Here is a 13,329-nt window from a genome sequence, read left to right as displayed (position 1 = left end):
AATAAAAAAACCAAGGGGGATCCCACTCCTATGTAACGAACTTTATATAAAAATTCTTGATAAAGGTTCCCCTAAAGCAAGAGAAGATTAAAACGGCATGAAGTTTAACTGAAGGTGGCCAATAACATGGTGTAAGGGGTGAAAATACCACGAAAAAATTTCTGCTTCTGAAACTTTCCTAGACAATGTACGGTCCTTCTCGAAAACTTTCAGAGCTTTCTTAGCCACTTCTTCTGACTCGATTACGACTAAGCTCTCGTAATCAAACTCATCACTTTTCATGCCGAAATTGTAACTTCCAATTGCGAATGTCGCGCCATCAACAATCATACATTTCTTATGCAGCTGAGTTTCACGAATAGCAAACTCATAAAAGGAAGCAAGAGCATTAGGCTTTTTCCCTTGCCAAAACGACTTTTTCCATAGGGAAGTGTGCTCTCCAAAGCTCACAGCAAAGTAGTTCATCCGATTTCCCCATGCATAGGCTTCTGTCATGCTGGGGCTCAATTCATGACATCCATTGGTGATTACCTCTAAACGGACACCTTGTTTGCCAACAGCATGAATAAGCCCCTGGATGATCTCTTTTTTAGGGACAAAATACATTTGGGCAATATGCAAAGAAGAACGAGCAGAACGTATTAACCGGACAAACTCCTGAGTAATTGCATTCGGTTGTCCCTCGTGAGGACCGCCGAAAATCACTCGCACTTGCGAAGGCTTTACAGAAACTACATCAGGATGTTCATCAAACGCTAAACATGTAGCTTCTAAAACTTCCTCAGGCATTTCTGGAACCTTTCCAGAAAATTCCTCAAGATTCTCCTGAAACCAAAAATGCTCAGCATAATACTCCCACATACGGAAGTATTTATGAAACTCTTCCCGCAACATCTTTCCTAAACTTACAGAACATAGAGTTACATCTTGATCCCGAAACGCTAATGGCCTGCGAATCCCACTTACAATAATCCTTGGAGAATCCGTATCTTCAGGATCTACATCTCCAGGAGTACACATAAAATCTTCAAAATTGCTTCCTCCTAAAATAAAATATTTCCCATCCACTAAAGAAAGCTTCACATGCATTTCCATGACATTGGGCTTTAAGACATTCGTAGAAGAAGGACATCCTGTGTATACGTAGAAAAACCTCTCAGGCCACGACTCCTTCATCTCAGCAAGAATACGACGATCCTCGCTATCAATAAACGTCGGCTGGATAATCAAATAGGTCTTTAATAAAGGCGCTTGGTGCATACGCTTATCTAGGCGCGTAAGCATTTCCTTAAGTAAGTTCCCCCCCGTCATACAAGGACAGAGCTCAACATAGGAATTTGCAGAATCTATGCATTGCATAAACATCTGGAATGCTTCAAGCCCATGATCGTGGACTAATACCTTCACAGGCTCTTCTCCAGAAACAGAGATCTCCTTCGCACACACATGCCCAGGAAGAGCACCTACTAATATTAATGCTAAAAGCAGATAAACCTTCCTCATAACCCCTCATGACAAAATATATGGATAAACGTTTCTTTAATCTCCCCTCTAGCCCTATGAAGCTCTTGTAAAGATACGTCCATACCTAAAGGGAAAAATGCATGAGCATCTATCTCTTGGGTAATCTCATCTAAAATCTCTGGAAGTAAAAACTTTTCATAAAACTCTCGAGAGCTTCCAGATAAAAACAAGGATCCTTGATGTAAAAATCCTTGGGAAACTTTTCTTTGAGCAGCTCCTCCGATCTTTTTTCCTCCCAACAAAACATCATATTTCGAGGTTTTTGCCATGCAAAAGTTCTCAGAAACCCTGCGACAGCAAAGCTCTTCTTCTTTAGCTAAAGCTCCCTGCACACGAAACACTTTATGAAACACTTTAAGAACTAAAGAATTTACTCTACAATAATTTGCCAAAACCTCAGAGGAATATCCAGGATACGAAGAAGACATCAATAAAGAAAAAGCATAATCTCCATGATGGAAAACAAATCCCCCTCCTGTAGGGCGTCGCGACATATCTAATCCTAAGGAGAAAGCCTCTTTAACAAGGATTTTTTCCGGACGCATGAAATATCCATAGGTCATAGACAAAGGATTTTCCCACTCATAGAGATGTAGGATCACCTCTCCTTCTTTAAGCCCTTCTAGCAAAGCTTTATCTTTTGCCATATGGGCTTCTGCAGAACCTATTCCAGAATCTATGATACGAATTTTCATAAAATAAACTTTATAGAAAGATGCTACTTCGCTCTTAAAAAGCGAAGCTATTGTATCATATTTGAAAGTTTGTGTACTATTTTCCAGTACATTTCAAAAATTACCTCCTTTTTCCTCTAACTAGATCGAAGAGTTGCATCATTATTTTAAATTTCGTATATGCTTTGCTTAAGGAAAGTTCTAGCCCGTCTTTTAGGTTTTTATGTTTGAGAAGTTTACTAATAGAGCTAAGCAAGTTATCAAATTAGCTAAAAAAGAAGCCCAGCGTTTAAATCACAACTATCTAGGGACTGAGCATATTTTGCTAGGACTGCTAAAATTAGGCCAAGGCGTAGCTGTAAATGTCTTACGTAACCTCGGGATAGATTTCGATATTGCTCGACAAGAAGTAGAACGCTTAATCGGCTATGGACCTGAAATCCAAGTGTACGGAGATCCCGCGCTTACAGGAAGAGTAAAAAAATCTTTTGAATCTGCAAATGAAGAAGCAGGGATTTTAGAACATAACTATGTTGGAACGGAACATTTACTTTTAGGAATTTTAAATCAAACAGATGGTGTAGCGCTTCAAGTATTAGAAAACCTCCGCATTGATCCTAGAGATGTCCGTAAAGAAATTCTTAAAGAGTTAGAAACTTTTAATCTTCAGCTTCCTCCTTCTTCCTCTTCTTCCTCCTCCTCAAGGGGAAGCTCTTCCTCCTCCTCGAAGTCTCCTTTAGGCCATACTTTAGGCGTAGATAAGAGCGAGAAATTATCTGCATTAAAAGCTTATGGCTATGACTTAACAGAGATGTTTCGTGAGTCTAAATTAGATCCTGTGATTGGGCGTTCTTCTGAGGTGGAAAGGTTAATTTTGATTCTTTGCCGAAGAAGGAAAAACAACCCTGTACTCATTGGAGAAGCTGGTGTAGGGAAAACTGCCATAGTGGAAGGTTTAGCACAAAAGATTATTTCCAATGAGGTCCCAGAAGCTTTACGTAAAAAGCGTTTAATCACTTTAGATTTAGCATTGATGATTGCGGGAACAAAATACCGAGGGCAGTTTGAAGAGCGCATTAAAGCAGTAATGGATGAGGTTCGCAAGCATGGAAACATCCTCCTCTTTATTGATGAGCTCCATACAATTGTTGGAGCTGGAGCTGCAGAAGGAGCTATTGATGCTTCAAACATCTTAAAGCCAGCATTAGCGCGAGGGGAAATTCAATGTATCGGAGCTACAACTATTGATGAGTACCGTAAGCATATAGAAAAGGACGCTGCTTTAGAGCGTCGTTTCCAGAAGATTATTGTTCAGCCTCCAAGCGTAGATGAAACTATTGAGATCCTCCGAGGTCTCAAGAAAAAATACGAAGAACACCATAATGTCTTTATTACAGAAGAAGCATTAAAGGCTGCAGCTACTCTTTCAGACCAATATGTCCATGGGAGATTCCTTCCTGATAAAGCCATAGACCTCTTAGATGAAGCTGGTGCTCGTGTACGAGTCAATACGATGGGCCAACCTACAGAGTTAATGAAGCTCGAAGCGGATATTGAAAATACACGAATCGCCAAAGAACAAGCAATAGGAACTCAAGAATACGAAAAAGCAGCGAGTCTTCGTGATGAAGAGAAAAAACTCCGGGAGCGCCTGCAAACCATGAAGCTTGAGTGGGAAAACCATAAGGAAGAGCACCAGGTTCCTGTAGATGAAGAAGCTGTTGCTTCTGTGGTTTCCTTACAAACAGGTATCCCCTCAGCGAGACTTACAGAAGCAGAAAGTGAGAAGCTGTTAAAATTAGAGCACACCCTCCAGCAAAAAATTATTGGCCAAAACGATGCAGTTTCTAGCATTTGCCGAGCAATCCGCCGTTCCAGGACAGGAATTAAAGATCCCAATCGCCCTACAGGTTCTTTCCTTTTCCTTGGTCCTACAGGGGTAGGGAAAACCTTATTAGCACAGCAAATTGCCATTGAGATGTTTGGGGGAGAAGATGCGTTAATTCAAGTGGACATGTCAGAGTACATGGAGAAATTTGCTGCGACAAAAATGATGGGCTCCCCTCCAGGGTACGTCGGCCATGAAGAAGGTGGCCACCTAACAGAGCAGGTCCGACGTCGTCCTTACTGCGTCGTTCTCTTTGATGAAATCGAAAAGGCCCACCCCGACATTATGGATTTGATGCTTCAAATTCTAGAGCAAGGCCGCCTTACAGACTCTTTTGGACGTAAAGTAGATTTCCGTCATGCCATCATCATCATGACTTCTAACTTAGGTGCAGATCTAATTAAGAAAAGCGGGGAAATTGGCTTTGGGTTCCGCTCCCCTATGGATTACAAGGTGATCCAAGAAAAAATCGAAAATGCTGTGAAGAAGCATCTTAAGCCAGAATTTATCAACCGTTTAGATGAAAGTGTGATTTTCCGTCCTTTAGAGAAAGATTCGCTCTCCCAAATTATTCATCTAGAAATTAATAAGCTCGATACACGTCTGAAAAACTACCAGATGGCTTTAGATATCCCAGATTCTGTAATTTCCTTCCTTGTTACGAAAGGTCATTCTCCAGAAATGGGAGCACGCCCTTTACGTCGGGTGATCGAGCAGTACCTTGAAGATCCTCTAGCAGAATTACTTCTTAAAGAGTCTTGCCGTCAAGAAGCGCGAAAACTCCGCGCCACACTGGTTGAAGATCGCGTTACCTTTGAAAAAGAAGAGAACGCGCATACTGAAGAAGTTTCCGTCTCTACACAAAATATGGATTCATAGGAATATCAATCACGCCACTCCCCAAACAGCGATCACCTTGATAAAAGGCTATTGTTTGTCCGGGAGTGACGGCTTTAATTGGTGTAATGAAACACACTCGTAAGCGATCTTCAGAGACAAACTCTATGGTGCACTGTTCATCTTCAGAGCGATAGCGAACCTGAGCAGTGCAGGTATGAACACTCTTAGGATCGACAAACCAATTTAACTCCTTTGCAAAAAGCTCTGTTCTATACAACAAGGGATGATCTTCTCCTTGCACGATGTAGACAAGGTTTTTCTCCATATCCTTACCAACAACATAACAAGGCTTACTTGTTCCTCCAAGATCTAAGCCTCGCCGCTGCCCGATCGTATAGTAATGTGCTCCCTCATGCTTCCCTAGTATCGTTTGAGTATCCCAATCTACAATGTCTCCTTCCTTTTTGGGAACAAACTGCTCCAAAAACTGTTTAAAAGGGCGCTTTCCGATAAAGCAGATTCCTGTACTATCTTTTTTCCTTGCTGTTGCTAGCCCTGCTTCTTCTGCTAGAGCGCGAACTTCGTTTTTTTTCATCTCCCCTAAAGGAAATAATACATTAGCCAATGCTTGTCTTGGTGTCCCCGAAAGAAAATAACTTTGATCTTTGTTACGATCTACCCCTCGAAACAAAGACACTCCAGAGGCATCCAAATTTGAACGACAGTAATGCCCTGTAGCAAGGAAATCCCCACCAAGCTCTCGAACTTTCTTCTGCAATAGAGCAAATTTAATTTCTCTGTTACAAAGAATATCAGGATTCGGCGTATACCCTAAAGAATACTCCTTTAAAAAGCGGGAGAATACAAGTTCTTGATACTCCCTAACAAAGGATACTGTGTAATAAGGAATATCTAATTGAGAGCAGACCTTCTCGACATCTGCATAATCTTGAGCAGAAAGACAAACATCATCGTGCGTCTTCTCTTCCCAGTTCTTCATAAATAACCCAACAACATTATACGAAGTATAACGTTTCAAAAGATAGGCAACGACAGAAGAGTCCACACCTCCAGACATTGCGACAACAACAGTTTTATTCATTGAAAAATATAAAATAATTTTAACAACACTATACTAACTTATTAATTGAAATAAAAAAACTAGTTCCTTAGATTTTGTTTTTTTAAATTAAGGAATTATTGTGTCAATTGCATCTGGAGGATACGCTCTAACTCCGCTTCCTAAAGAAAATTCTTTTTTCAAGGTAAATAAGAATGCAACGGTCATTCAAAAGAAAGTAGATATTTTAATAAATAGGTCCTTGAATACCTATGCTTTTGCTATTGCCCTTTTAATTCTTATTACTTTAGGAGGAGTTGCAATTACATGCCTTGGCTATTATACGCAAAATATTTTAGAAATTGCCTCAGGAATTGTTCTTGCGGTAATTGCGATTACATGCATTGTAGTTTTTTCTAGTTTAGTCGAGTGGGTGAATATTCTGCCTTCAGCGGCAGAACGGTCTTTGACTCTTATAAAAAGTAAGGCCTCTTCTTCTCAATCTATCCAATTAGTTCAAGAGGCTACACAACGCCTCGTTGCAGCTACTTTAGAACAAGACAATCTAGCAAAAAAATTAACAGAACAGGAAAAAGCTCTACGGTCAAAGAGCTCTTATAAAACCTAAAAATCTCATTTTATTAAAGAGAACATTAAAATCATGTCAACTCCAGTTCCATCTTATATAGCAGAGATGTCTAAGGTAGAAGATTTTTCCCCATTAAACACTAAAAATCCCTCTCCCTGGGAAACATGCAAAACATATTTTATAAAACGCTCTTTGATTTGCTTAGTTCTTACTATTCTTCTAGCTTTGGGCTCTTCAGCACTCGCTTGTTATGCTGTTTTAAACAATAACTGGTATGTATTAGGCATTAGCCTATCAATCACAATATCTTCCATTCTCATTGCTCTACTTCTTGCTTTCCCTATAAAAAATAAAATTTATGGAACAACACTTCTTGATGAGATTTCTCAAGATATCGACAATGTAGGAGTGCAAACACTTCAATCTTTTGAAGCGATGCTCCAACAAATACACTATACACAGCTTCCAGAGCTTAAACAACTGCACCGCTCTCTCTTAGTGAAAAGACAGGAAAACGTTCGGAAGCAACACGAACTCAAAGATCTTGAGACATCTTCATCTAAAGAACTTTCACCTAAAGAGCCTTCACCTAAAGAACCTTCACCTAAAGAACCTTCACCTAAAGAACTTTCACCTAAAGAACCTTCATCTAAAGAACTTTCACCTAAAGAACTTTCACCTAAAGAACCTTCACCTAAAGAACCTTCATCTAAAGAACTTTCACCTAAAGAACCTTCACCTAAAGAACCTTCATCTAAAGAACTTTCACCTAAAGAGCCTTCACCTAAAGAACCTTCATCTAAAGAACTTTCACCTAAAGAACCTTCACCTAAAGAACCTTCACCTAAAGAGCCTTCATCTAAAGAGCCTTCATCTAAAGAACCTTCAAAGTTTTCCTTTAGGAACCCTTTTAAACAATCTGCACAGCTTCCCCCTCTTCCCCCAGAAAGTCCTTCCCCAGAAACTTACAACCCCATCCCTATATTCGGGAGGACAACTTTTCAAACTAAAAGCTGCTTGAACAACAACAATAAACAAGGTGACTCTTCAGGGAGTTCAAATATATTATCGCTTTTTTCTGATTTTAATAAGGACGACGACGACGATGGCGTTTTGTCATTTGATGATGACGTCTTCGTAGAAAAAGAGCTAACGCCATCCAGGAACTACCAGACATTTGATTGTGAGGAACCTAGATACCAAAACCCTGGTTTCATGGGAAACATGTATAAGAGCATTTCACTGTGGTTCAAAAAATCAAGAAAGAAATAGCTGTTAGCTATTTCTTTCTACTTTCTTAATAAGATCGTTTTGCATAGAGATTGCGATACTAACAACATTTTTTGTATACTGAAGGAAATCAGAGAAGTAGCCGTACAGCTCTATTAGATCTTCTTGCATCTTATTGGCCTCGTTACTTTTAAGAAGCTTTTTCTCTTCTTCTTCCTTAACAAGAACCGCATTGCGCAAACGACTGTATTTCTGTGATAAGGCTTTTAATGTCTCATCCGTGTGCAATAGATCACTGCTATAGACATCATCCTCTTCTCTTATACGAAGCTCTGCTAGCCTTGCTCTTATGTTTTGCATGATTTCTCCAAAATCTCCGAAATCCCTAGCAAGACTACTTTTGAGAATAGCCATTCTCCTCTGCACATCCTTGTACTTCAAAGCTGTTTTTTTTTCTTTTTCTAAAGCATATTGAAGTGAAATTAATAATTGCGCCTGTAAATCTGAGATCGCCTTTAACTGATTGAAATCTAAAGACCGTTTAATCCCTTGAATAAGCTCTCGTCTATTTTTTTTAGTTTTACTTAGTAGATATCTTGTTAGGTAAGAAAAAACGACAACAAGAAGACCTCCAGATACAGCAACCGATGCCAAAACAGGTATGAAGAATGCTCCTCCAGAAGCAAAAATCGCTGCTAGAACAATAGCTGTAACTACGCTAACCATGAGTACTGTTGTTACAGCAACCCAAACTTTTTTCATATTGGGGCTGAGTGTTGGGACCTTGATAGAAAAGACTCCTCCTGCTGCAGATAAGCCATCGATAATATGCGAACAAATTTGGGTAAGGTGTAGGTTTCTATGTTCTACACCAGGAACATGAAGAGAAGAAGAATGTCCTTCTGTTATAAGTAGATCCTTTCGTTTCTCTAAAAGCTCTATACACTGCTTATGGTTGTCCACAATATCATCAACAATCTCTTTCAAAGAAGTATGCTCGTCTAAAAGAAGCTCGCGAAGAGAATCTCTGTTCTCACCTCTCTCAGCCCCTGAAACAAAATGCTTCTTGTAAGAAAAACTACTCGAAGAGTTTTCTAAAATCAAATGTTGCAGTGGAGGAACCTCTTTATCATCTAGACAAATTTCTTCTAAAATAGATGACGTATGAGAATCTACTGAAAGCTTATAGTTAGAAAGCAAATCCTTAACGCGATCAAAAAGTGGCCAAGTATTAGGAACATCAAAATTCAATTTAGGATTACACTTCTGAATTCCTTGATAATTCCATGTCTTTGAAGATATTAAATTATTGCGATTGCGCTCTTTCCAAGAGGTAACTGCATTCTTGACTAGAGAAACTGCTCCCCCCAGCAAAACAGCGCTCCCTAATCCCAGTAATACAACACTTATAGGAAAGCCACAAGAAACTCCCGTTACAAGAAGAACTGTTGCAGCAGCAATGGCAATAATTCCCAACACAATTCCCATAATCCGTAGAGCTGCTGCAGTCTTAGGACACCTCTCTCTAAAAGAAACCGGAACTCGTATAGGATTAATATGAGGGTTTTTTAATGAAGGATCTATGTTATGAGACATGACAAAAAAAATCTTAACTATATAAAACAATTATACACAGATAAGGGAAGAAAACTAAGAGCTTGTTTCGAGAATAATTTCAGGTCTAAACCAAATCCCTCAAAAACTCAACAACTTAAAGGCAACGCTACCCTTTAATGCTCTTAGGGATTTGTAGCAGCTCCAGAACCTGTGGAACCAGAACCTGAAGAAGTAGGGCTATCGCTCGCATTCGAGATAATTAAGGCTCCTACAATCATAGCAATGACAGTCACAACCATCGTGCACACGGAAATGCTTGCATGAGCTCTACGCTTAGAAACACAGGAAGGACAGGGCCAATCTGTTTCTGAAGAGTCACAGCGGCTCTGCTTGGCATCAAGATAGGAACCTATATTTGTATTCTCTTTTGCCAATACGTTGCCATAGAAATCCTCTACACGGCTAGCTTCAGCACTTTTCTCTTCTTTTTGAGGAATCTCAGATTTAGAAACACCTGATTTTCTTTCTCTTCTGGCATAAGAAGACTTTTCTGACCGAACTCGAGGATGTATAGAGGCTTTGCGTTTTTCCCTAGTAGCAGCAGCCTTTTCAATATCATAGCGCAACGTTGAAGTTACACGACCATCCCTAGCAAGTTTTACACCTTCTCGAGCTTCGAGAGTTTGTCTTGCTGATTTTCTTTTTGCAGCTTTTTGATCTTTAATTAACTCCTGCAAAAGAAGTGCTTTCTGGCTCTGCTCCATTGCTGAGAGGTTGGGAAGCAAAAACACAGGAAGAGAGACGTTACTTACTAGCTCTTGCAAAGAAGCCTCTTCTTCTTTTTCTTGAGCACTTTCAGAATTACTCAGAATTTGAGGACGGAACTGAATCTGAGGCTCTACTTGTGTAACACTGTCACCTGTTTGAGGAGATTTTGCTCTAACAAGAGCTTGTCTCGACTTTACTGTTTTCCGCGAGAGTGTTTCTACTGATTTATCACTTCTCCCTTGAAAAAAGGAAAAAAGCCCTTTTTTTTGACGTAAAGACTTAGCATCTTCACCTTGAACAAACTTCCTTGGCTGTCTTTTTCTGGCCTGAGGTTCTTTTTCAGCCTTTGATTCTGCAGAAGGCCTTACATAGGTCATACTTGAAGTTACCGCAACCCCAGAACTCGCATAACCCACATCATGAGAAAATATCAAAAAAACCGAAAGCAAAGCCAGTTGTGAGGTACGTTTAGAGGTCATCATGCCACTATAATCTCCTAGAGGAACCTATGAGATCAACATAACAACAATAGGGTTTTTTTCACAACTCGGACGTACAAATCTTTTATAAGCTTTAAAAATTAATGAGTTTGCGACTCCCACTCCTTAATATAAGCAAGAAGCTGATCTTTATCTGGAAACCCGTTAAAAAATCTTCTAGCTTCTAAAGACATCCCCAAATGCACAATTTTATTGACTAAATTCAAATGACTTTTATCTTGGCAGGCGAAGAGGAAAAATAAGATATGCACAGGCTTCCCATCTAGTGCCCCGAAATCTACAGGCGTGGAAAGAAATACAGGAACTACTATATCGTAATACGCATTCAATAGAAAATCTTTAGCATGAGGAAGAGCGATCCCTTCTCCAATACCTGTAGACATTAAACTTTCCCTATAGGAAAGCATTTCATAAAGTACTGTCGCATCCAAAGCAAACTTTTCTGCAACATACTTGGAAACATACTCTAGAATTTCTGCCTTAGAGTTTGCGGAGACATTACAAAGCACACCACCACGATATACCGCCTTATATAGGCTGTACTTTAAAAAAGGATCTCGCCTTTTTTCATACAGATCTTCTGGCTGTTCTTTGATCACAGAAGATTGATGGTGCAAGATCCAATCTTCAATCTCTTCACGATTAAACCACAGCTCGTTATTCATCTGATAGCTAGGAATAGAGCCTTCCTCTAGCCACTGACGCATAGTATGTTCGGAAACGTCTAATAGAGAAGCTACCTCTTCTAATTTTAGATCCATAACGCTACGTTCCTACAAATACATTCATAACTTCTTCTACAGTTTTTGCCTGTAAAAGCCCCTGCCTTCTCGATTCATCTCTTAATACCAGAGTCAGCGTGGATAACAACTTAAGATACTCCAAAGGCGCATTTTCTGGGCCTCCAATTAAAAACACCAAGCGAACAAGATCCCCATCTATAGAATCCCAAAGAATCCCCTGAGAAGGAATCCCTATCGCAATAAAAAACTCCGAGCTATTCTCTAACTTCCCATGAGGGATAGCAACCCCCATTCCAATACCTGTAGACATGATGCTTTCACGCTTCAACAGAGCTTGGAAAAATGCTGCCTTATTCTCAAGCAAACCAAGGGCATTTACATGATCTGTAAGCTCATAAAGAATTTCATCCCGAGAAAGCTTACCTAAAAAACGAACCAATTTTGGCGACAATAAAGAAAACAAGGAAAACTCTTGTTGCTTTTCACAAGAAGGCATGTTAGCATTCTCCAGTATGCCCGAACCCCTTTTCTCCTCGAGCTGTCGCTGTCAAGCTCTCTTCCTGATTTATAGAAACGAATCTTGCCTGTACTACAGAAGTAAACACAGCTTGTGCTATACGCATCTTGGGTTCAATGATAAACGTACTTTCCCCAAGATTTATTAAGATGACTCCAATTTCTCCTCGATAATCAGAATCTATGGTTCCTGGAGTATTTAATACGGTAATCCCATGCTTCAAAGCCAACCCACTCCTTGGCCGGACTTGCAATTCATAGCCTAAGGGAATTTCTACTCTTAGCCCTGTGGGGATAAGAACTCTCTGCCCTGGCAACAAAGCAATGGGTTCTTCAATATTGGCTTTCAAATCAGCTCCTGCGGCACCTTCCGTGGTATATTCAGGAAGCAAATCTTGAGCTTCTAATTCGCAAAATATAGTCATTCACACAGATAGTGTTATGTTACCAATGCAACATAATGTTTTATTCACTATCATCTGTCAACAAAAAAAATCTTTAAGTTTCTTAGAAAGATCTCGAGGTGTTTTATCTTTTCCACCCGAGTATTCTTGTACAGAAAAGTAGCTCAGCAAGTTCTGTAAAGAAGCTTTCAAGTCTTTTCTTTCTACGATCTTATCGATCATCCCATGTTCTAATAAAAACTCAGACTTTTGTGCTCCTTCAGGGAGGTCTTCCCCAATCACTTGAGCTACCACACGAGGCCCTGCGAAACAAATTAACGCTTTAGGCTCTGCAATAATAACGTCCCCCAAAGCAGCAAAGGACGCTGTCACTCCTCCAGAAGTTGGATTCGTGAGAATAGAAATGTAAGGCAATCCTGCTTCACTGAGCTTTGCCAGTGCAGCAGAAGTTTTTGCCATTTGCATTAAGGAAAACACAGATTCTTGCATCCGAGCTCCCCCAGATGCACAGACAATAATCACGGGGAGCTTAGAATGTATTGCTTCTTCTATTAGGCGGGTAAGTTTCTCTCCAACAACAGAACCCATAGAGCCGGCCATAAAATTAAAATCCATAATCGCAAGAGCTACGGGATACTGGCCTATCGTACATACCCCAACTAATACTCCTTCACTTTCAGTATTATCCTTTCTAGCTTTCTCTAAACGATTCACATAGGTATCCGTATCAGAAAAACTTAAGGGATCTCGAGATTTAAGATGAGAATAGAGAGGACGCCAGGAATCTTTATCTGCCAACAGAAGAATTCTTTCCTTTGCTGCAATACGATAGTGATATGAACATTTAGGACAGCAATTATAATTCTGTCCTAATTCATTAGCATGGATCATTTCGTGACAACTGGTACACTTCAACCATCCACTAAAACCATCTGCCTTAATCTTCTGCACTTTTATCTTGGGTTTGTCATAAGAAAATAAACGCACAAGCCACCTGTCAAGGATTTTTATGGGAAAATTTTAAATAAAAGTTATT

The 13,329-nt window shown here is 39.8% G+C and carries 11 protein-coding genes and 1 pseudogene; 3 read left to right on the top strand and 9 right to left on the bottom strand.

Annotation, left to right across the window (positions count from 1 at the left end; all coding sequences use genetic code 11):
- Positions 1–87 precede the first annotated feature (87 nt).
- Both G5S_RS03085 and G5S_RS03080 read right to left on the bottom strand, forming a co-directional pair.
- Positions 88–1,503: a phospholipase D-like domain-containing protein gene (locus G5S_RS03085; RefSeq protein WP_013712727.1), complete on the bottom strand. Its 1,416-nt coding sequence runs from the start codon at positions 1,501–1,503 to the stop codon at positions 88–90.
- A complete protein-coding gene (locus G5S_RS03080) occupies positions 1,500–2,219 on the bottom strand; it encodes a lipoyl protein ligase domain-containing protein (RefSeq protein ID WP_013712726.1) in 720 nt (239 codons plus the stop codon). The genes G5S_RS03085 and G5S_RS03080 overlap by 4 nt, the downstream gene beginning before the upstream one ends.
- Positions 2,220–2,421: 202 nt before the next feature.
- On the opposite strand from G5S_RS03080, the gene G5S_RS03075 reads away from it, so the two are divergent.
- Positions 2,422–4,965, top strand: coding sequence for an ATP-dependent Clp protease ATP-binding subunit (locus tag G5S_RS03075; RefSeq protein ID WP_013712725.1), 2,544 nt, complete (start codon positions 2,422–2,424; stop codon positions 4,963–4,965).
- Here G5S_RS03075 and mnmA read toward each other — a convergent pair.
- Positions 4,943–6,028: a tRNA 2-thiouridine(34) synthase MnmA gene (gene mnmA / locus G5S_RS03070; protein WP_013712724.1), complete on the bottom strand. Its 1,086-nt coding sequence runs from the start codon at positions 6,026–6,028 to the stop codon at positions 4,943–4,945. The two genes, G5S_RS03075 and mnmA, sit on opposite strands and share 23 nt — an antisense overlap.
- 100 nt (positions 6,029–6,128) lie before the next feature.
- Here mnmA and G5S_RS03065 point away from each other — a divergent pair, with 100 nt between their 5' ends.
- Both G5S_RS03065 and G5S_RS05050 read left to right on the top strand, forming a co-directional pair.
- Complete coding sequence (locus G5S_RS03065; protein WP_024010399.1) at positions 6,129–6,614, top strand: hypothetical protein; 486 nt, start codon at positions 6,129–6,131, stop codon at positions 6,612–6,614.
- Positions 6,615–6,647: 33 nt separating this feature from the next.
- Positions 6,648–7,847 carry a hypothetical protein gene (locus tag G5S_RS05050; RefSeq protein ID WP_049770609.1) on the top strand — a complete coding sequence of 400 codons (1,200 nt, stop codon included), beginning with the start codon at positions 6,648–6,650 and terminating at the stop codon, positions 7,845–7,847.
- Between the two features lie 3 nt (positions 7,848–7,850).
- Here G5S_RS05050 and G5S_RS03055 read toward each other — a convergent pair whose 3' ends face one another.
- From G5S_RS03055 to accD, 6 genes and pseudogenes are all read right to left on the bottom strand, one after another.
- Positions 7,851–9,401 (bottom strand): hypothetical protein, encoded by a 1,551-nt coding sequence (locus G5S_RS03055; RefSeq protein ID WP_041467021.1) that lies wholly within the window; start codon positions 9,399–9,401, stop codon positions 7,851–7,853.
- 143 nt (positions 9,402–9,544) lie between these two features.
- Complete coding sequence (locus tag G5S_RS03050) at positions 9,545–10,612, bottom strand: hypothetical protein (RefSeq protein ID WP_013712719.1); 1,068 nt, start codon at positions 10,610–10,612, stop codon at positions 9,545–9,547.
- A gap of 98 nt (positions 10,613–10,710) precedes the next feature.
- Positions 10,711–11,391, bottom strand: a complete 681-nt coding sequence (locus G5S_RS03045) for a PTS sugar transporter subunit IIA (RefSeq protein ID WP_013712718.1) — start codon at positions 11,389–11,391, stop codon at positions 10,711–10,713.
- 4 nt (positions 11,392–11,395) lie between these two features.
- The gene (locus tag G5S_RS03040; protein ID WP_013712717.1) at positions 11,396–11,869 is read right to left on the bottom strand and encodes a PTS sugar transporter subunit IIA; all 474 of its coding nucleotides are present in this window, start codon (positions 11,867–11,869) and stop codon (positions 11,396–11,398) included.
- A 1-nt stretch (position 11,870) separates the two neighbouring features.
- Positions 11,871–12,314: a dUTP diphosphatase gene (gene dut, locus G5S_RS03035; protein WP_021756530.1), complete on the bottom strand. Its 444-nt coding sequence runs from the start codon at positions 12,312–12,314 to the stop codon at positions 11,871–11,873.
- Positions 12,315–12,354: 40 nt separating this feature from the next.
- Positions 12,355–13,280 (bottom strand): annotated as a pseudogene (accD, locus tag G5S_RS03030) (acetyl-CoA carboxylase, carboxyltransferase subunit beta).
- Positions 13,281–13,329 lie beyond the last annotated feature (49 nt).

Source organism: Chlamydia pecorum E58 (assembly GCF_000204135.1).
GTDB classification, from domain to species: Bacteria; Chlamydiota; Chlamydiia; order Chlamydiales; family Chlamydiaceae; genus Chlamydia; species Chlamydia pecorum.
This window is presented reverse-complemented; position numbering and strand designations above follow the sequence as displayed.